Genomic DNA, 22956 nt, shown 5'->3' on the forward strand with positions numbered 1-22956 from the left:
ATGCATTTCAGCGAACTGATGGCTGCCATTTCCACCCATGCGATCCGCCTTCAACAGGAAGATGAAGACCTGGTCATTCTGGGCAGCGACGACGCGCTGGATGACGCGTTGTGGGACAGCCTCGCGGCGCACAAGGCGCAACTGCTGGAGCTGGTTGCCCAACACGGCGGTGACTGGCTGAGCCCGGCCTTTCGCATTACCCCGGACATGCTGCCGCTGGTGACGCTGAATCAGCACACCCTCGACCGCATCGTCGCCACGGTGCCTGGCGGCGCCGCCAACGTGCAGGACATTTATCCGTTGTCCGCGTTGCAGGAGGGCATGCTCTATCACCACCTCTCGGCGGCTGCTGGCGACCCCTATATCTCGCAGGCGCGCTTCGTGTTCGACAGCCAGCAACGGCTGGACGCGTTCGCCGAGGCGCTGCGCTGGGTGGTCAAGCGCCACGACATCCTGCGCACCTCGTTCGTCTGGGAATACCTCGACGAAGCGGTGCAAGTGGTCTGGCGCGAGGCGCCGCTGCTGTGTAAGGAAATCAATGTCGACAGTGGCGCCGACGTGCTCACGCAGTTGCTCGAACGCCATGACCCGCAGCACTTCCGCCTCGACATGCAACAAGCGCCGCTGCTGCGCATGGTCTATGCGCAGGACCCTGCCCAGGGCCGCGTGGTCGCGCTGTTGCTGTTTCATCACATGATCATGGATCACGTGGCGCTGGATGTGCTGCGTCGGGAAATCCAGGCCTGTCTGCTCGGGCAGACTGCGCAAGTACCGGCGGCGGTGCCGTATCGCGATCACTTGGCCAAGGCACGCGGTGCCGGCAATGAGCAGGCGCAGGAAGCGTTTTTCCGCGAGATGCTTGCCGATATCGACGAGCCGACGCTGCCGTGTGGTTTGCAGGATGTGCAGGGTGACGGCCACGCCATCGAGGAAGCCTCGCTGATGCTCGACAGCGGCTTGAGCCGGCAGTTGCGCGAGCAGGCGCGGCAGCTCGGCGTGAGCGTTGCGAGCCTGACGCATCTGGCGCTGGCGCGGGTGTTGGGGCAATTGTCCGGGCGCACGGCGGTGGTGTTTGGCACCGTGCTGCTGGGGCGGATGGACGCGGGCGAGGGTGGCGAGCAGGCGTTGGGCATGTTCATCAACACCTTGCCGCTGCGCGTTGATGTCGGCGCGCAAAACGTGCGTGCCGGCGTGCGCACGACCCATCAGCGTCTGACGGCGTTGCTGGCGCATGAGCAAGCTTCGCTGGCGTTGGCGCAACGCTGCAGCGCCGTCGCGGTACCGACGCCGTTGTTCAGCGCGATCCTCAACTACCGGCACAGCAGCGTCGAAGAAGTCGCTGACGTGGTCGACATTGCCCCCGGTGTGCAGGTGCTCGGCGCCCGTGAGCGCACCAACTATCCGCTGACCATCAATATCGATGACCTTGGTGTGGATTTGCGCATCACTGCGTTGGCGGATGCGGCACTCGGCGCCGAGCGCATTGCCGCGTACCTGAACACGGCGCTGGAAAGTCTGGCGGCGGCCCTGCAATCCAGCGCCGATGTGGCGCTGCAAGAACTGAAAATTCTCCCCGCCAGCGAACGCGAACACCTGCTGCACGGCAGCAATTTGCCGCTGACGCAGTTCCCCGACACCCCGCTGATCCATCAGCAATTCGAAGCACATGCGCAGGCCCGACCTGATGCCACGGCGCTGATCTTCGAAGGGCAAACACTCAGCTACGGCGAGCTCAACCGTCGCGCCAATCAGCTCGCCCACCATTTGCTGGCGCTGAACATTCGTCCCGATGACCGCGTGGCCATCTGCGTCGAGCGCAGCCCGCAAATGATCATCGGTCTGCTTGGCGTGCTCAAGGCTGGTGCCGGTTATGTGCCGATCGATCCGGCCTATCCGCTCGACAGAATCAGTTTCACCTTGCAGGACAGCGCCCCGGCAGCGCTGCTGATGCAGGCGGCGACCCGCGATCGCGTGGCCGCTCTCGAGGTGCCGCAGATCGATCTCGACAGCGCTCACCTCACGGCCAAACTCGACAGTAATCCGCAGATCCCCGAGCTGATTCCGGCGCATCTGGCGTACGTGATCTACACCTCGGGCTCCACCGGTTTGCCCAAAGGCGTGATGGTCGAGCACCGCAACGTGGCGCGGCTGTTTTCTGCCACCCAGGACTGGTTCCAGTTCAACCAGCAAGACATCGGGGTGCTGTTCCATTCCTTCGCGTTCGACTTCTCGGTCTGGGAAATCTGGGCCGCGCTGGCGTTCGGCGGGCAATTGCTGCTGGTCCCGCAAGCCGTCAGCCGCTCGCCGGACGACTGCTATGCACTGCTCTGCGAAACCGGTGTGACCGTGCTCAACCAGACGCCGAGCGCATTCCGCCAACTGATCGCCGCCCAGGGCCGCAGCACCTTGCAGCATTCCTTGCGGGAAGTGGTTTTCGGCGGCGAAGCGCTGGAGCCCGGGCTGCTCAAGCCGTGGTACGCGCGGGTCGGCAATGCCGGAACGCGGTTGGTGAACATGTATGGCATCACCGAAACCACGGTGCACGTGACGTATCGGCCGTTGCAGGCCGCCGACGCGCAGTTGCTCGGCGTCAGCCCGATTGGCGTGCGCATTCCCGACCTGCAACTGTATGTCCTCAATGCTCAGCGTGAACCGGTCCCGGTCGGTGTGATTGGCGAGTTGTACGTCGGCGGCGCCGGCGTGGCGCGCGGTTATCTGAATCGCGAAGCGCTGACGGCCGAACGTTTTATCAATGATCCGTTTGGTGCAAACGCCGAGGCGCGGTTGTATAAAACCGGCGACCTTGCGCGTTGGGCGGCGGACGGCAGCCTCGAATACCTCGGCCGCAATGACGATCAGGTGAAAATTCGCGGTTTCCGCATTGAGCTGGGTGAAATCGAAGCGCGCCTGTCTAGCTGCGAAGGTGTGCGCGAAGCCGTGGTGATCGCCCGTGAGGACAGCCCCGGTGACCAGCGGCTGGTTGCCTACTGGCTGGCCGACGCCGACGCCGACGCCGACGCCGGTGCCGCGCCTGACGTGGCGCAGTTGCGTGATCATTTGCTGGCCACGTTGGCCGACTACATGGTGCCGAGCGCGTTCGTTCGCCTGGAAGCCTTCCCGCTGACCACCAACGGCAAGCTTGACCGCAAAGCCTTGCCGCAACCGGACAGCGAGGCCTTCGCCCACCGTGGTTTCGAAGCGCCGGTCGGAGCAGTAGAGAATCTGATCGCCGGGCTCTGGCAGACATTGCTCGGTGTCGAGCAGGTCGGCCGTCATGACAATTTCTTCGAACTCGGTGGTCATTCGCTGTTGGCGGTAAAGCTGATCGAACGCATGCGCCAACAGGATCTGCATTGCGACGTGCGCGTACTGTTCGGTCAGCCGAGCGTGGCCGCGCTGGCGGCGACCCTGAGCAGCGAACGCATCATCGTTGTTCCAGAAAACCAGATCGAACCGGGTTGCACACGCATTACTTCGGCGATGCTGCCGCTGGCCAATCTCGATCAGGCCGCGATCGACCGTGTCGTTGCAACCGTGCCGGGCGGCATCGCCAATGTGCAGGACATCTATGCGCTGGCGCCGTTGCAGGCAGGGATTCTCTATCACCATCTGGCCACCAGCGCTGGCGATCCGTATGTGTTGCAGGCGCAATTTGCCTTTGACGGTCTGGCGCAGATCAAAACCTTCGTCCGCGCCTTGAACGGCGTGATCGCGCGCCATGACATTCTGCGCACTGGCATCTTCTGGGAGGGTCTTGAAGAGGCGGTGCAAGTGGTTTGCCGTGAGGCAACACTGGCGCTGGAACGCGTCGATGCCGACGAACTCGACGGCGACGTACTCGAGCAGATGCAGGCGCGTTTCGATCCCCGCCACTATCGCCTGGACCTCAATCGCGCGCCGCTGATGCGCTTTGTCTACACCGAAGATCAGCCGCACAACCGCTGGATCGGCATTCTCCTGCTGCACCATATCGTCCTCGATCACACCGCGCTGGACGTGCTGGTGGCGGAAATGAACGACGTCATGCGCGGCGTCAGCAGCGATCTGCCGCCGCCGGTGCAGTACCGTAATTTCGTCGCGCAGGCGCGGCTCGGCGCCGATGATCAGGCCCATGAGGCGTTCTTCCGCGAGATGCTCGCCGACATTGACGAGCCGACCGTGGCCTTCGGTTTGCAGGACGTGCACGGTGACGGCAGCGCGATCCTCGACAGTCATTCCGATCTTGACGCCAGCCTTGGTCAGCGTCTGCGCGAGCAAGCACGGCGGCTGGGTGTCAGCGTGGCCAGTCTGGTGCATCAAGCCTGGGCTCAGGTGTTGGCGCAGGTGTCAGGTCAGCAAGACGTGGTGTTCGGCACCGTTTTGCTCGGGCGCATGCAAGGTGGAGAGGGCGCAGATCGGGCCTTGGGCATGTTCATCAACACCTTGCCGTTGCGCGTCAGCGTCGGTACGGATTCGGTAGAGAGCGGCGTGCGTGCCACCCATGCGCGCCTGGCGCAGTTGCTCGGCCATGAGCAAGCCTCGCTGGCACTGGCCCAGCGTTGCAGTGGTGTCGCCGGGTCGCAGGCGCTGTTCAGCACCTTGCTCAACTTCCGCCACAGTGCGCCGGATTCGGCCGCTGTAACGTGGGATGGCGTGCAGATTCTCAGCTCGCGCGAGCGCAGCAATTATCCGCTGGTCGTCAGCGTCGACGACCTCGGCGAAGGTTTCCGCTTGAGCGTGCAAGCCGTGCCGCAGGTGGATGGCGCGCGGGTCTGTGATTTCCTGCAAACCGCGTTGCACAGCCTGGTCACGGCGCTGGAGTACACACCGCAGGCGCCGTTGCAGCAACTGACGATCGTGTCGCCGGGCGAGCGGCAACGGGTGCTGGTCGGCTTCAACATCAGCGGTCGTGAATATCCGCCCGCACAAACAGTGCCGCGGCTCTTTGAAGCGCAAGTCTTGGCGCATCCCGAAGCATTGGCGGTGGTGCAGGGTGAGCAACAGTTCAGCTACCGCGAACTGAATCAGCGCGCCAATCGTCTCGCTCATCACTTGATTGGCCTCGGCGTGCAAACCGATGACCGCGTCGCGCTGTGCCTGCGTCGCGGCCCGGACATGCTTGTTGGAATGCTAGCGATTCTCAAGGCCGGCGCCGGATATGTGCCGATTGATCCGGATTACCCGGCAGAACGCATTGCCTACCTGTTGCAGGACAGCGACCCGATCGCGGTGCTGGCGCAGGCCTCGACGCGCGACCTGCTTGGCGCTGTCCCCGTGATCGATCTGGGCACCAACGACTGGCGGCACTTGCCTGACCACAATCCGCAACTGCCGAAGTTGACCCCGGCGAATCTGGCCTACGTGATCTACACCTCGGGCTCTACCGGGCAGCCGAAAGGCGTGATGGTCGAGCACCGCACTCTGGAAAACCTCGTGCACTGGCACGCCGAAGCCTTCGATCTGCACGCCGGCAGTCACACCGCCAGTGTCGCCGGTTGCGGTTTCGATGCCATGGCCTGGGAAGTCTGGCCCGCGCTGTGCGTCGGCGCCACCGTGCATCTGCCACCGCCCGTGATCAGCAATGAACACCTCGACGAACTGCTCGAGTGGTGGCGCGCGCAGCCGTTGCAGGTGAGCTTTCTGCCGACCCCGGTCGCCGAATACGCGTTCAGTCGTGAACTGGGCCATCCGACCTTGCGCACGCTGCTGATCGGTGGCGACAAGTTGCGCCAGTTCCCGCGGGATCAGGCGTTCGATGTAATCAATAACTACGGCCCGACCGAAGCCACGGTGGTGGCGACGTCCGGGCGCATCGAGCCCGGGCGGGTTTTGCACATTGGCCGGCCGATTGCCAATGCCAAGGTCTATCTGCTGGACCGCCAGCAACAGCCGGTGCCGACCGGTGTGCAGGGCGAGTTGTATGTCGGTGGCGCCGGGGTTGCACGCGGTTACCTGAATCGCCCGGAACTGACCGCCGCACAATTTCTCGATGACCCGTTCAGCGATGAACCGCAGGCGCGCATGTACCGCACCGGTGACCTCGCGCGCTGGCTGGACGATGGCAACATCGAATACCTGGGGCGTAACGATGATCAGGTGAAATTGCGCGGTGTGCGTATTGAGTTGGGCGAAATCGAAGCGGCGCTGAACGCTCACGATTCGGTCCAGGAATGCGTGGTGCTGGTCCGTGACGGGCGTCTGGTGGCTTGGTTCACCGCCATCGAATCTGTCGAGATCGGCGACTTGCATCAGCATTTGCAAGCGCGACTGCCGGACACCCTGGTGCCGGCCGCTTACGTGCGACTGGCCAACCTGCCGCTGACCGCCCACGGCAAACTCGACCGCAAGGCCTTGCCCGAGCCGGACCAGCACGCGTGGCTCAGCCGTGAATATGCGGCGCCGCAAGGCCCGGTCGAAGTGGCACTCGCGCAGATCTGGGCCGACGTTCTGAACATCGAACAGATCGGCCGCCACGACAACTTCTTCGAACTCGGCGGCCATTCGCTGTTGGCGGTGAGCCTGATCGAACGCATGCGTCAGGCTGGTCTGAACGCCGATGTACGGGTGCTGTTCAACCAGCCGAGTCTGGCCGCGCTGGCGCGGGCCTTGGGCAGTGGCCGGGAAATCGAGGTGCCGGCCAATCTGATTGCGGCCGATTGCACCTGCATCACGCCCGACATGCTGACTCTGACAACGCTGGATCAAGCCAGCATTGATCGTATTGTTGCGACGGTGCCGGGCGGTGCTGCCAATGTGCAGGATATCTACCCGCTGGCACCGTTGCAGGAAGGCATTCTTTATCACCATCTGAGTGCCGAGCAGGGCGATCCGTACCTGCTGCAATCGCGCTTGGCTTTCGACAGTCTTGAACGTTTACAGACCTTCGCCGAGCACTTGCAGCAGGTCATTGCCCGTCATGACATTCTGCGCACCAGCGTGGTCTGGGAAGGTTTGCCCAGCCCGCAGCAAGTGGTCTGGCGTCAGGCGCAGATGGTCGTCCAGCCAGTGCCGCTTGATGCGCAGGACGGCGACATCCTCGAACAGTTGCACGCGCGTTTCGATGCCCGGCATTTCCGCCTCGACCTGAATCAGGCTCCGCTGATCCGCATGGTCTACGCCGAGGATCCGGCGCAACAGCAAGTCGTCGCCATCGTGCTGTTCCATCACTCGATTCTCGACCACACCGCCATGGACGTGATCGGTCGGGAAATGCACGCATTGATGTTCGATCAGCTCGACACGCTGACGCCGCCGATGCCGTACCGCAATTATGTGGCGCAGGCGCGCTTGGGCGCCGATGCGCAGGAACATGAAGCGTTCTTTCGCGAGATGCTCGGCAATATCGACGAGCCGACCTTGCCCTTCGGTCTGCAGGATGTGCAGGGCGATGGACGTGGCATCGAAGAAGCGCTGCAACCGGTGGATGCCGCGCTCAATCTGCGCCTGCGTGAACAGGCGCGACAGTTGGGCGTCAGCCCGGCGAGCCTGATGCACATGGCCTGGGCGCAGGTGCTGGGCGTAGTCTCCGGCCGCCGCGACGTGGTCTTCGGCACTGTGTTGATGGGGCGCATGCAGGGCGGTGAGGGCGCCGACCGCACACTCGGGGTGTTCATCAACACCTTGCCGCTGCGGGTTGATCTCGCTGAAGGCGTGCGCGCCGGGGTGAAAACCACCCATGCACGGCTGACAGCGCTGCTCGGCCACGAACACGCGTCGCTGGCGCTGACCCAGCGGTGCAGTGCCATGACCGGTTCGGCGCCACTGTTCAGCGCGTTACTCAACTATCGACACAGTGCCGCCGAGCAGCAGCCGCACGACGGCCAGGGGATTTGGCAGGGTGTGCGCATGCTTGGCGGCGAGGAGCGCAGCAATTATCCGCTGACCTTGTCGGTGGATGATCTGGGCGAAGGTTTTGTCCTCGACGTGCTGGCGGTCGCCGAGATCGGGGCGCAACGGATCTGCAGTTACATGCACACCGCACTCGAACATCTGGTGACCGCACTGGAAGAGGCGCCGCAACGTCCGCTCAACCGTTTGCCGGTACTCTCGGTCGCGGAATACGAACATTTGCTGGTCGGCTTCAACCAGCACTCAGCAGCCTATCCGCGTGGCGCGACGATTCAGCGGATGGTCGAGGCTCAGGCCGAGCAGCAGCCGGAGGCACTGGCCGTGGTGCAGGGCACGCAGCACCTGACCTACGCGCAGCTCAATCAGCGTGCCAATCGTCTGGCCCATCACTTGCTCGGGCTCGGCGTGCAGCCCGACGACCGCATCGCCGTGTGTCTGCGCCGTGGCCCGGACATGCTCGTCGCGTTGCTGGCGATCCTCAAGGCGGGCGCCGCTTATGTGCCGGTCGATCCGGCTTACCCGGCAGAACGCATCGCCTATCTGTTGCAGGACAGCGCGCCGATGGCGGTGCTGGCGCAAGCTGCGACGGCTGACTTGCTCGGAAACGTGCCGCTAATTGATCTGGACAATCCCACCTGGCAGCAGTTGTCCGAGAGCAATCCGCATTTGCTGACGCTGACCCCGGCGCATCTGGCCTATGTGATCTACACCTCCGGCTCCACTGGCCAGCCGAAAGGCGTAATGGTCGAACACGCGACGCTGGAAAACCTGGTGCACTGGCACTGCGAGGCGTTTGACTTGCGCGCCGGCAGCCACACGTCGAGTGTCGCCGGTTTCGGTTTCGACGCCATGGCGTGGGAGGTCTGGCCGGCACTGTGTGTCGGCGCGACCCTGCACCTGCCGCCGCAAACGGTGAGCAACGAGCACCTCGATGAGTTGCTGGAATGGTGGCGTGCGCAGCCGTTGCAGGTGAGTTTCCTGCCGACGCCGGTGGCCGAATATGCGTTCAGTCGCGACCTCGGCCACCCGACCTTGCGCACGCTGTTGATCGGTGGCGATAAATTGCGTCAGTTCCCCCGCGAGCAGACCTTCGCGGTGATCAATAACTACGGCCCGACCGAAGCCACGGTGGTTGCCACTTCTGGCGCGGTCGAGGCCGGGCAGGTGCTGCATATCGGCCGGCCGATGGCCAACGCGAAGATTTACCTGCTTGACGACCAGCAGCGCCCCGTCCCGGTCGGCGTCGCTGGTGAGTTGTATGTCGGCGGTGCCGGCGTGGCGCGCGGGTATCTGCAGCGCCCCGAGCTGACTGCCGAACGCTTCCTCGACGACCCGTTCAGCGACGAACCGCAGGCGCGTATGTACCGCACCGGCGATCTCGCGCGCTGGTTGGCTGACGGCACAATCGAGTATCTGGGACGCAACGATGATCAGGTCAAACTGCGCGGTGTGCGCATCGAGCTGGGGGAAATCGAAGCGGCGTTGAGCGGTCACGCGGCCGTGCAGGATTGCGTGGTGCTGGTGCGCGACGGGCAGTTGCTGGCGTGGTTTACCGAACGCCGGAACGTCGAGATCGAGGATTTGCGCAGTCATCTGCAAGCGCAGTTGCCGCAAGCCCTGGTGCCCTCCGCTTACGTGCGCCTGCAAGCACTGCCGCTGACCGCCAACGGCAAACTCGACCGCAAAGCGCTGCCGGAGCCGGATCAAACGGCGTGGCTGAGCCGCGAATATGCCGCGCCACAGGGTTCGGTGGAAATTGCGTTGGCGCAGATCTGGTCGGACGTCTTGAACGTTGAACAGGTCGGCCGTCACGACAACTTCTTTGAACTGGGCGGGCATTCATTGCTGGCGGTGACGCTGATCGAACGCATGCGTCAGGTCGATCTGAGCACCGACGTGCGCGTGCTGTTCAGCCAGCCGACTCTGGCCGCGCTGGCGGCAGCGGTGGGCAGTGGGCGCGAGGTTGCAGTACCGGACAATCTGATTCCGGTCGATTGCACACACATCACTGCGGACATGCTGACGCTGGTGCAACTGGATCAGGCCAGCCTCGAGCGCATCGTTGCTACGGTGCCGGGCGGGGCGGCCAACGTGCAGGACATTTATCCGCTGGCGCCGCTGCAGGAAGGGATTCTGTATCACCACCTCAGCGCCGTGAAAGGCGATCCGTACCTGCTGCAATCGTGTCTGGCATTCGACAGTATCGAACGTTTTCAAGGGTTCGCTGCGGCGCTGCGTCAAGTCATGACGCGCCACGACATCCTGCGCACTTCGATAGTCTGGCAAGGCCTGACGGCGCCGGTGCAAGTGGTCTGGCGGCAGGCGGAGCTACCGGTCCAAGCCGTGGCGCTGGAGCCTGCGCAGGGCGAAGCCATCGATCAGTTGCGGGCGCGTTTCGATGCGCGGCACTGGCGTCTGGAACTTGATCGGGCACCGTTGCTGCGCTTGGTGTATGCCCTCGACCCGGACCATCAGCGCGTGGTTGCCATGCTGTTGTTCCATCACATTGCCATGGACCACACCGCGCTGGCGGTGGTCAGCGAAGAAATGCAGGCGATTTTGCGCGGCGATGAACGATTGCCTGTGCCCGCAGTGCCGTACCGCAATTATGTCGCGCAGACCCGCCTTGGCGTCAGCGAACAAGAGCACGAAGTGTTCTTCCGCGAAATGCTCGGCGATATCGACGAACCGACCCTGCCGTTCGGCTTGCAGGACGTGCACGGCGACGGCAATGACATCGAGGAAGTCTGCCAGCCGCTGCCTGCTGCGGTGGCGCAGCGTTTGCGCAGTCAGGCGCGGTTGCTCGGCGTCAGCGTCGCCAGCCTGTTCCATCTCGCTTGGGCACAGGTGCTGGCGGCAACGTCCGCTCAGGAACGCGTGGTTTTTGGCACGGTGTTACTCGGCCGCATGCAGGGCGGCGCGGGTGCGGATCGCGGACTGGGCATGTTCATCAACACCTTGCCATTGCGCGTGGATGTCGATGAATCCGACGTGCGCGCCGGGGTCAAGGCGACCCATGCGCGGCTCAGTGCGCTGTTGGCCCACGAACATGCGTCGCTGGCGCTGGCCCAGCGTTGCAGCGGTGTCGCGGCGCCGTCGCCACTGTTCAGCGCGATGCTCAACTATCGGCACAGCGACAGTGAAGCCCGACAAGAGGCCAAGCGTGAATCCTGGCAGGGCATCGAATCCCTTGCCGGCGAGGAGCGCACCAATTACCCGTTGACCCTCAACGTCGACGATCTGGGCAGCGGTTTTGCACTGACAGTGATGACCCCGTTGCGCATTGGTGCGGCACGCCTCGGCCAGTACATGGAGAACGCGCTGACCGCGCTGGTTGAAGCCTTGGAGCACACACCACAGCAAGCGTTGAATCGCCTGACGGTGTTGTCGGACGAAGAGCGGCAGGCGTTGCTGTTCGGCCTCAACGACACCGCCGTCGATTACGATTTGCAGCAGACGCTGCACGGCTTGTTCGAAGCGCAGGTGCGGCGTACGCCACAGGCTGTCGCCGTCGTCGCCGGCGAACAGGCTTTGAGCTACATGCAGTTGAACGAGCGCGCCAACCGCCTGGCCGGGCACTTGATCAGCCTCGGCGTGCAAGTGGATTCGCGGGTGGCGATCTGCGTCGAACGCAGTCTGGAAATGGTCATCGGTCTGCTGGCGATCAACAAGGCCGGCGCCGCTTATGTGCCGCTGGACCCAGCCTATCCGGCGGAGCGTCTGGCCTACATGCTCGAGGACAGCGCCCCGGCCGTGGTGCTGGTGCACGGGGCGACCCGCACGCTGTTGGGAGATCTCTCGGCACCGGTAATCGACCTCGACCAGAACACCTGGCAATCCCTGTCTGCCGACAATCCGCAGATCCCGGCGCTGGCGCCACAACACAGCGCGTATGTGATCTACACCTCCGGCTCGACCGGTCAGCCAAAGGGCGTGGTCAACGAACATGCCGGTGTGGTCAACCGCTTGCTGTGGATGCAGGACGCCTATTGCCTGACCGCTGCCGATTCGGTGTTGCAGAAAACCCCATTCAGTTTTGACGTGTCGGTGTGGGAGTTCTTCTGGCCGCTGATGACCGGTGCGCGACTGGTCATGGCGCGGCCCGACGGACACAAGGATCCGCAATACCTCACCGAAGTGATCGAAACCGAAAACATCACCACGCTGCACTTTGTGCCGTCGATGCTCGATGTGTTCCTCGCCAACAGCGACACCACACGCTGCGATAGCCTGCGTCAGGTGATGTGCAGCGGTGAGGCGTTGCCGGGCAGTCTGGTGCGACGTTTCAAACTTCAGTTGACGGGCAGCGAGTTGCATAACCTCTACGGCCCGACTGAAGCCGCCGTCGACGTGACCGCGTGGGATTGCGCCGGCTCCATCGAGCAGACCCCGGACAACACACCGATCGGCAAACCGATTGCCAACACCCGCCTGTACATCCTCGACGCGCAACAGCAACCGGTGCCGCAAGGCGTGGTCGGCGAGCTGTACATCGCAGGCGTGCAGGTGGCGCGCGGTTATCTGAACCGACCGCAGCTGAGTGCCGAGCGCTTCCTCAACGATCCGTTCCAGCCTGGCGGGCGCATGTACCGTACCGGCGACGTCGCGCGGTATCGGCCGGACGGCAATATCGAGTACCTGGGGCGTAACGACGATCAGGTGAAGATCCGCGGTCTGCGTATTGAACTGGGCGAAATTCAGGCACGCCTGACCCAGGTCCACGGTGTGCAGGAGGCCGTGGTGGTCGCCCGTGAAGACGTGCCGGGCGACAAACGTCTGGTCGCCTATTACACCGGCGAGCGTTTGGAAATCGACCTGCTGCGCAGTCAACTGCTGGAGCACTTGCCGGACTATATGGTGCCCGCGGTGTTCGTGCATCTCGACGCTTTGCCGCTGAGCGCCAACGGCAAACTCGACCGCAAGGCGCTGCCGGTGCCGGATCAGCAATCGCTGAAAACCCGCGAATACGAAGCCCCGGTCGGTGAAGTCGAAATCACCCTCGCACGGCTCTGGGCCGAGCTGCTCAACGTCGAACGAGTAGGGCGTCACGATCACTTTTTTGAACTGGGTGGTCACTCGCTGCTGGCGGTCAGTCTGATCGGCCGGTTGCGTCAGGAAGGCATGGAAGCCGATGTCAGGTCGCTGTTCGAACATCCGACCCTGGCCGGCTACGCCGCAATTACCGAAAGAATGGAGATCGTCCTGTGAGCGTGATCGAACTGTTGGCCACATTGAAGGCTAAAGACATCCAACTGGCGGTCACCGATGATCAGCTGCGGGTGAACGGCAACAAGCAGGCCTTGAGCGATCCGGCGTTGCTGGCGCTGTTGCGCGAACATAAACCGGCGCTGATCGAATTGATCAAGGCCGGGCAATACTCGGCCACCAAGGCCGGTCAGGTCGAAGTGCCGGCCAACGGCATCGCGGCCGACGCCACGCAGATCACCCCGTCGATGCTGACCTTGGTCGAGCTGGATCAGGCCAGCATCGACCACATCGTGGCGCAAGTGCCCGGCGGCGCGGCGAATGTGCAGGACATCTACCCGCTGGCACCCTTGCAGGAAGGCATTCTTTACCACCATGTCAGTGGTGGTGAAGGCGATCCGTATGTCATGCAGTCGCAATTCGCCTTTGCCAGTCGCGAACGTTTTCAGGCGTTCGCGCAAGCGTTGCAAGCGGTGATCGATCGCCACGACATTCTGCGCACATCGGTGCACTGGCAAGGCCTGGACGCACCCGTGCAAGTGGTCTGGCGCCGCGCCGAGCTGCCCGTGGAAGAAGTCGTGGTGCCTGACGCTGACAGCGATGTGCTGGCGTACCTGCACGAGCGTTTCGACGCCCGACACTTTCGCCTCGACGTCAGCCGCGCGCCGCTCATGCGCCTGGCCCATGCCTGGGATGACGCCGGGCAACAGGTGATTGCGACGTTGCTGTTCCATCACATGGCCCTCGACCACTCGGCCCTCGATGTGGTGCGGCATGAAATGCGCGCCTGCCTCAGCGGGCAGCGCGAGTTGTTGGGGCGGCCGGTGCCGTTCCGCAATTACGTGGCGCAGGCGCGTCTGGGTGTCAGCGAAGCCGAGCATGAGGCGTTTTTCCGCGACATGCTCGGCGACATCGACGAGCCGACGTTGCCGTACGGTTTGCAAGACGTGCAGGGTGACGGCAGCGAGATTGTTGAATTGAGCCAGCCGATCGAGCCGCTGCTGGGCCAGCGCTTGCGTGCTCAGGCACGCCAGCTCGGGGTGAGTGCTGCGAGCCTGTTTCACCTCGGCTGGGCGCAGGTGCTGGCAGCGTTGACCGGCAAGCAGCAGGTGGTGTTCGGCACGGTGCTGATGGGGCGCATGCAGGGCGCCGAAGCCATTGACCGCGCGCTGGGGATCTTCATCAACACCTTGCCGTTGCGGGTGAATGTCGACAGCGCCGACGTGCGTGCCGCCGTCAACGCCACCCATGCGCGGCTGACCTCGCTGATGCGCCATGAATACGCGCCGCTAGCCTTGGCCCAGCGCTGCAGCAACGTGGTCGCACCGACGCCGCTGTTCAGCACGCTGCTCAATTACCGCCACAGCCACAACGTCAGCACGGCCAGCGCTGAAACGCTCGCGGCGTGGGAGGGCATTGCCACCCTGCACTCCGAGGAACGCACCAACTATCCGCTGACCCTGAGCGTCGATGACCTCGGCGACGCGTTCAGTCTGACGTTGCTGGCAAGCACGCAAATCGACCCGCAGCGGATCTGCGCCTACATGCACTGCGCGCTGGAAAATCTGCTGCTGGCACTCGAGCAGGCGCCGCAAACACCGATCAATCAACTGCCGGTTCTGCCGGCAGCGGAGCTTGAGCAACTGCTGGTCGGCTTCAACGCTACGCAAATGATTTTCCCGCCGGCCCAAACCCTACAGCAACGCTTTGAAGCGCAGGTTGCCGAGCGGCCGGAAGCGCTGGCCGCAGTGTTTGCCGACGCACAGTTGACCTACGCCGAGTTGAACCGCCACGCCAATGCCCTGGCGCATCACCTGATCGAACGCGGGGTAAAACCCGACGACCGCGTGGCCATCGTCGCCCGCCGGGGGCTCGATACGCTGATCGGGCTGGTCGCGATTCTCAAGGCCGGCGCCGGTTACGTGCCGGTCGATCCGGCGCACCCGGCCGAGCGCTTGAACTATCTGCTCGGCGACAGCGCGCCGGTGGTCGTCCTCACCCAAACCGATCTGCGTGAGCGCTTGCCGGCGCTGGATGTGCCGGTGATCGACCTCGACCGCTGCACTTGGCCATTGACCTGCACGCTCGACCCGCAGGTGCCGGGCCTGACCGCTTCACATCTCGCGTATGTGATCTACACCTCCGGCTCCACCGGCCTGCCCAAGGGTGTGATGGTCGAGCATCACACCTTGAACAACCTGGTCGATTGGCACTGCACGGCCTTCGACCTGTGCGCCGGTCGCCACACCTCGAGCCTCGCCGGTTTCGGTTTCGACGCGATGGCCTGGGAAGTCTGGCCGGCCCTGTGCGCAGGCGCGACGCTGCACTTGGCGCCGACCCACGATGGCAACGAAGACATCGACGCGCTGCTTGAGTGGTGGCGGGCGCAGCCGCTGGACGTGAGCTTTCTGCCGACGCCGGTGGCTGAATACGCCTTCAGCCAGAACCTCGAACACCCGACCCTGCGCACGCTGCTGATCGGCGGCGACCGCTTGCGCCAGTTCAATCGCAACCAGCATTTCGACGTGATCAACAACTATGGCCCGACCGAGGCCACGGTGGTCGCGACATCAGGCCGGGTCGACAGCGGCGACGCGTTGCACATCGGTCAACCGGTGAGCAACGCCACGGTGTACCTGCTTGATGAACAGCAACGCCCGGTGCCGATGGGCGTGGCGGGCGAGCTGTACGTCGGCGGGGCGGGTGTCGCTCGTGGTTACCTCAATCGAGCGGAAATGACCGCCGAGCGCTTTCTACATGACCCGTTCAGCCGCTTGCCGAACGCGCGCATGTACCGCACCGGTGACCTTGCGCGCTGGCGCGAGGACGGCACCCTCGAATACCTGGGGCGTAATGACGATCAGGTGAAAATCCGTGGCGTGCGCATCGAGCTGGGGGAAATCGAAACCTGCCTCAATCAGTTGCCGGGGATTCAGGAAGCTGTGCTGCTGGCCCGCGAAGACCAGCCCGGCCAACCACGACTGGTGGCGTATTTCACCGAGCAGGCGCAGGTTGAAGCACTGCCGGTCGGCGAGTTGCGCGCGCAACTGCTGAGCCGCTTGCCGGAGTACATGGTGCCGGTGGCCTTCGTCAAACTCGCCGCGTTGCCGTTGACCGCCAATGGCAAGGTCGACCGCAAAGCCTTGCCGGCGCCGGAGCTGTCGGCGCTGTTCACCCGCGAATATGCGGCGCCCGAAGGCGAGGTGGAAACCGCGCTGGCGCAGATCTGGGCGGATGTGCTGCAGGTCGAACGGGTCGGGCGTCAGGATCACTTTTTCGAACTCGGCGGTCATTCCCTGCTGGCGATGCGCATGGTCTCGCAAGTGCGCCAACGACTCGGCGTCGAACTGGCACTGGCTGAGCTGTTTGCCAACGCCGAACTGGCGGCGGTCGCTGCGGTACTGAGCGAGGCGGGGCGCTGCACGCAGCCAGAGATTGTGCCAGTGCCGCGTGACGGCGCCTTGCCGCTTTCGTTCGCCCAGCAACGTCTGTGGTTTCTGGCGCAAATGGAAGGTGCCAACACCGCGTACAACATTCCTGTGGCCCTGCGTTTGCGTGGCCGCCTCGACGACGCTGCGCTCCAGCGTGCACTGGCGCGGATCGTTGCCCGCCATGAAACCCTGCGCAGCCGTTTCGCCCAGTTCAATGACCAGGCACAGGTGCTGATCGCTCCAGTCGACAGCGGCCTGTTGCTGCGCGTCGAAGACTTGCGCCAACACCCGCAACCCGAGCAAGCCTTGCAGGCGCTGATTCAGGGCGAAGCCTCAGGGCCGTTCGATTTGCAGGACGATGCGCTGATTCGCGGACGGCTGGTGCGTCTGGCCAACGATCATCACGTGCTGTTGCTGACGATGCACCACATCATTTCTGATGGTTGGTCGATGGGCGTTTTGACCCGCGAACTGATGGCGCTGTATCAGGCGTTCAGCCAGGGGCAACCGGATCCACTGCCGCCGCTGACGCTGCAATACACCGATTACGCGGTGTGGCAGCGGCGTTGGCTCAGCGGTGAGGTGTTGCAGCGCCAGAGTGAGTTCTGGCAGCAGAACCTCGCGGGGGCGCCGGCGCTGTTGCTGTTGCCGACCGATCGCGTGCGGCCGGCGCAGCAGGACTATGCCGGCAGCAGTGTCGACGTGGTGCTCGATGAACGTTTGAGTGCCGGCCTCAGGGCGCTGGGCCAGCGCCATGGCGTGACGCTGTACATGACGCTGATGAGCGCCTGGGCCATGCTGCTCAGTCGTTTGTCCGGTCAGTCTGAGGTGGTGATCGGTTCGCCCGTGGCCAACCGCAGCCGTGCCGAGATCGAAGGTTTGATCGGCATGTTCGTCAACACCCTGGCCTTGCGCATCGACACCTCGGGCGAACTCAGCGTCGAAGCGCTGCTGGCCCGAGTCAAGGCGCTGACGCTGGCGGCGCAGGCGCATCAGGATCTGCCGTTCGAGCAAGTGGTGGAAATCACCCGACCATTGCGCAGCCTGGCGCACAGCCCGGTGTTCCAGACGTTGCTGAGCTGGGATGGCCTGCAAAGCCCGGCGCTGGCCCTCGGTGATTTGACCCTGGAAGGCGTGGCGGAGCCGAGCCACTTCGCCAAGTTTGATGTGTCGCTGAACCTGGCCGAGTCCAACGGTGTGATTCGTGGTTCGCTGGAGTACGCCACGGCGCTGTTCGACGAGGCGACGGTGCTGCGTTTTGCCGGCTATTTCCAGCGTCTGTTGCAGGCGATGGTCGCCAATGATCAAACGGTGCTGGAACACGCACCGCTACTGGCAGAGGACGAACAACAGCGGCTGCTGAATGAGTTCAATGCCACGGCAGTGGATTACGACCTAGAGCAGACCCTCCACGGTCTGTTCGAGGCGCAAGTGGCGCGCACGCCACAGGCGCCGGCGGTGCTCGCTGGTGAACAGCGCTTGAGCTATGCCGAGCTGGACGCCAAGGCCAACCAACTGGCGCGGCACCTGCGTGGCTTGGGTGTGCAGGCGGATTCGCGGGTGGCGATCTGTGTCGAGCGCGGTCTGGACATGGTTGTCGGTCTGCTGGCGATCCTCAAGGCTGGCGGTGGTTATGTGCCGCTGGACCCGGCGTATCCGCTGGAACGTCTTGGCTACATGCTGGACGACAGCGCGCCGCTGGCGGTGCTGGTACAAGGCTCCACTCGCGGGCTGCTGGGTGACGTCGCCGTGCCGCTGATCGATCTCGATCAAGCGCACTGGCAGTCGCTGCCGAGCGACCCTCTGCCCACCGCCGAGTTGACCCCGCAACACATGGCGTACGTGATCTACACCTCCGGTTCGACCGGCCAGCCAAAAGGCGTGATCAACGAACACACCGCGGTGGTCAACCGCTTGCTGTGGATGCAGGACGCCTATCCACTGACAGCGGCGGACACGGTGTTGCAGAAGACGCCGTTCAGTTTCGACGTGTCGGTGTGGGAGTTTTTCTGGCCGTTGATGACCGGCGCACGTCTGGTCATGGCGCAGCCCGGCGGGCACAAGGACCCGCTGTATCTCAGCGAAATCATCAAGCAAGAACGGATTACCACGCTGCACTTCGTGCCATCGATGCTCGACGTGTTCCTTGCCCATGGCGACACCGAGCGTTGCTCGGAGCTGCGTCAGGTGATGTGCAGCGGCGAAGCGTTGCCGGGCAGTCTGGTGCGGCGCTTCAAACGGCAATTGCCGGGCACTGCGTTGCACAATCTCTACGGCCCGACTGAAGCCGCCGTCGACGTGACTGCGTGGAATTGCGCCGGGCCGCTGGAGCAAACCCCGGACAACACACCGATCGGCAAACCGATCGCCAACACCCGCATGTACATCCTCGACGCCCAGCAACAACCGGTGCCGCAAGGCGTTGTCGGTGAGTTGTACATCGGCGGCGTGCAAGTGGCCCGTGGTTACCTCAATCGACCTGAACTGAGTGCCGAGCGCTTTCTTGATGATCCGTTCCAGGCCAATGGCCGTATGTACCGCACTGGCGACGTCGCCCGCTATCTGGCCGACGGCAATATCGAATACCTGGGCCGCAACGACGATCAGGTGAAAATCCGCGGCTTGCGTATCGAACTGGGCGAAATCCAGGCGCGCCTGACCCAGATCCATGGCGTACAGGAAGCCGTGGTGCTGGCCCGCGAAGACGTGCCCGGCGACAAGCGTCTGGTCGCGTATTACACCGGGGAGCGGCTGGACATCGAAGCGCTGCGCAGCCATTTGCTGGAACATCTGCCGGACTACATGGTGCCTGCGCTGTTTCTGCACCTCGATGCGCTGCCACTGAGCCCGAACGGCAAACTCGACCGCAAGGCATTGCCGGCAGCGGATCTGGCGGCATTGGCTGCACGTGAATACGAGGCGCCGGTCGGCGAAGTGGAAACTCTCCTCGCCGCGCTCTGGGCCGAATTGCTCAATGTCGAGCGGGTAGGGCGCCACGACCACTTCTTTGAACTGGGTGGGCACTCGCTGATGGCGGTGAATCTGCTGGCGAAAATGCGTCGTGCCGGTCTCAGCGCCGACATCCGCGTGCTGTTCAACCAGCCGACACTCGCCGCACTGGCGGCGGCCGTTGGTGGCGAGCCGCAAGCCGAGGTCCCGGCCAACCGCATTACGCCGGACTGCACGCGCATCACCCCGGAACTGCTGCCACTGCTGACGCTCGATCAAGCGACCCTTGACCGTATCGTTGCCAGCGTCCCCGGCGGCGTGACCAATGTGCAGGACATTTATCCGCTGGCGCCGTTGCAGACCGGCATTCTGTTCCATCACCTGGCGGCCGCTCAGGGCGACCCCTACGTATTGCAGGCGCAGTTTTCGTTCGCCGATGAGCAGCGCCTGAACACCTTCACTGAAGCTCTGCAGAAGGTCATCCAGCGCCATGACATCCTGCGCACCTCGCTGTTCTGGGAAGGCCTTGAAGACCCGGTGCAAGTGGTTTGGCGCCAGGCGTCGCTGGCCTGCGAAAATATTGCGCTGGAGGGCGCGAGCGGCGACGCACTGGCGCAGTTGCGCAGTCGCTTCGATGCCGGTCACTACCGCATGGCCGTCAATCAGGCGCCGCTGATGCGCGTGGTTCACGCGTGGGACGCGGTCAATCAGCGGGTTGTCGCGTTGCTGCTGTTCCACCATCTGGTGATGGACCACGTCGCGCTCGAAGTGCTGCAACAGGAAATGCAGGCCTTCCTCAGCGGCCAGCCAAAGCGTCTCGCCGAGCCGGTGCCGTATCGCAATTACGTGGCGCAGACCTTGACCGGGATGAGCGATGAGCAGCATGAAAGCTTCTTCCGCGACATGCTCGGCGATGTCGACGCGCCAACCTTGCCTTACGGCCAGGCCCAGGCACAGGAAGGGCTGGCTGAGCAGGCGCGGTTGACCCTCGACCTCGGTCTGAGCCGCGACATCCGCCAGCAGGCGCGGCGTCTGGGCGTCAGCGCCGCGAGCCTGATGCACCTGGCCTGGGCGCAGGTGCTCGGGCAGTTGTCGGGCCGCGACGACGTGGTGTTCGGCACGGTATTGCTCGGCCGTTTGCACGGCGGCGAGGGTGCCGAGCGTGCGCTCGGGGTGTTTATCAATACCTTGCCGCTGCGCATCGATCTGACCGCGCACAGCGTCAAAGGCGCGGCCTTGGCTACCCATCAACGGCTGAGCCAATTGCTCCAGCACGAACACGCGCAACTGGCGCGCATCCAGCATTGCAGCGCGATGGCGCCGACCACGCCGCTGTTCAGCACTTTGTTCAATTATCGTCACGGGGCTGCGGCGCCAGCGAGTTCTACCGAGGCCGCAGCGGCCTGGCAGGGCATGCAATTGCTGGAAGCCGAGGAACACAGCAATTATCGCCTGACCCTTAGCGTCGACGACCTCGGCGAAGGCTTCAGCCTCAGCGCATTGGCCGGTGCCGGCATCGACGCGCGGCGTACTTGCGACTATCTGCAATGTGCTTTGCACGGCCTTGTGCAAGCGCTGGAACAGGCACCGCATCAAGGCTTCGAACGCTTGTCGATCCTGCCGGCCGCAGAGCGCCAGCAGCTATTGATCGGCTTTAATGCCACCCACGCCGATTTCCCTCAGGGGCTGACCATCGGCCAGCGTTTCGAGCAGCAAGTGGCTGCGCGACCGCACGCGCTGGCGGCGATTTTTGCAGGCGCGAGCTTGAGTTACGCCGAACTCGACCAGCAGGCCAACGCCTTGGCGCATCACCTGATCGAAGCGGGTGTGCGGCCTGATGATCGTGTGGCCATCGTTGCCCGTCGCGGGCTCGATACGCTGGTCGGGCTGGTGGCGATTCTCAAGGCGGGCGCCGGTTATGTGCCAGTGGACCCGGCGCATCCAACGGAGCGTCTGAACTATCTGCTGGAGGACAGTGCGCCGGTTGCGGTGTTGACCCAAAGCGCACTGCGCGCACGCCTGCCGGTGCTGCAAGTGCCGGTGATCGATCTCGATTTGCGTCAGTGGCCGAGCGCCAGAGTCGATATTCCGTCAGTGCCGGCGCTGACGCCGCAACACTTGGCGTATGTGATCTACACCTCTGGCTCCACCGGGCAGCCCAAAGGCGTGATGGTCGAGCACCGCACCCTGAGCAATCTGCTCGACTGGCACTGTGCGGCGTTCGATCTGCGCGCCGGCAGCCACACTTCAAGCCTCGCCGGCTTCGGTTTCGACGCCATGGCCTGGGAAGTCTGGCCGGCGTTGTGCGTCGGCGCGACCCTGCATCTGGCGCCGGCCCACGATGGCAACGAAGACATCGATGCACTGCTCGACTGGTGGCGCGCACAGCCGCTGGACGTCAGCTTCCTGCCAACCCCGGTGGCCGAGTACGCCTTCAGCCAGGAGCCGGCGCATCCAACCCTGAAAACCCTGTTGATCGGCGGTGACCGGCTGCGCCAGTTCAACCGCAACCAGTCCTTCAAGGTGATCAACAACTACGGCCCGACGGAGGCCACGGTGGTTGCCACCTCCGGATTGATCGAGGCCGGGCAAGTGCTGCACATCGGCAAGCCGCTGAGCAATGCCAGCGTCTACCTGCTCGATGAGCAGCAGCGTCCGGTACCACTGGGAGTGATGGGCGAGTTGTACGTTGGCGGTGCCGGCGTCGCCCGTGGCTACTTGAATCGCCCGCAAATGACCGCCGAGCGCTTTCTGCGCGACCCGTTCAGCCCTTTGCCAAACGCGCGGATGTACCGCACCGGTGACCTTGCGCGCTGGCGCGAGGACGGCACGCTGGAATACCTGGGGCGCAATGACGATCAGGTGAAAATCCGTGGCGTGCGCATCGAACTCGGTGAAATCGAGACCTGCCTCAATCGCTTGCCAGGCATTCAGGAAGCCGTGCTGCTGGCCCGTGAAGATCAGCCCGGCCAGCCGCGACTGGTGGCGTATTTCACCGAAACCGCGCAAGGCGAGGCGCTGAACGTCGGCGAGCTGCGTACGCATCTGCTGGGGCAACTGCCGGAGTACATGCTGCCGGCGGCTTTTGTCCGGCTCGATGCCTTACCGCTGACGGCCAACGGCAAAGTCGACCGCAAAGCGTTGCCGAAACCGGAGCTGAGCGCGCTGTTCACCCGCGACTACGCCACGCCGCAGGGCGAGACCGAAACCACCCTGGCGCAGATCTGGGCCGAGGTGCTGCAGGTCGAACGGGTAGGGCGCCATGATCATTTCTTCGAACTCGGCGGGCATTCGTTGCTGGCGATGCGCATGGTTGCGCAGGTCCGGCAACGGTTGGGGCTGGAGCTGGCGTTGGCGGATCTGTTCGCCAATGCCGAACTGGCGGCGGTCGCTGAGTGCCTGGCGGGTGCCGAGCGCAGCACCCAGCCGTCGATTGTGCCGGTAACGCGTGACGGCACCTTGTCCTTCGCCCAGCAACGCCTGTGGTTCCTCGCGCAAATGGCGGGCGGCAACTCGGCGTACAACATCCCCATCGCCCTGCGCC

General features: G+C 63.8%; 2 protein-coding genes (1 of these 2 cut by a window edge). Both read left to right on the forward strand.

Translation table 11 applies throughout. The features are described from left to right. A complete protein-coding gene (locus tag KBP52_RS00385; RefSeq protein ID WP_212621704.1) occupies positions 1–13035 on the forward strand; it encodes a non-ribosomal peptide synthetase in 13035 nt (4344 codons plus the stop codon). Beyond that, positions 13032–22956, forward strand: partial view of a non-ribosomal peptide synthase/polyketide synthase gene (locus KBP52_RS00390; RefSeq protein ID WP_212621705.1) — the 5' portion only. The gene runs 7904 nt beyond the window's last position; the window shows 9925 of its 17829 coding nt (coding positions 1–9925); its start codon is at positions 13032–13034; its stop codon lies off the right edge, out of view. The genes KBP52_RS00385 and KBP52_RS00390 overlap by 4 nt, the downstream gene beginning before the upstream one ends.

It is taken from the genome of Pseudomonas sp. SCA2728.1_7, from assembly GCF_018138145.1.
Taxonomy (GTDB): domain Bacteria; phylum Pseudomonadota; class Gammaproteobacteria; order Pseudomonadales; family Pseudomonadaceae; genus Aquipseudomonas; species Aquipseudomonas koreensis_A.

Coding starts and splice junctions, on each gene's coding strand:
- KBP52_RS00385 (WP_212621704.1), top strand. CDS start 1: ATGCATTTCAGCGAACTGATGGCTGCCATTTCCACCCATGCGATCCGC.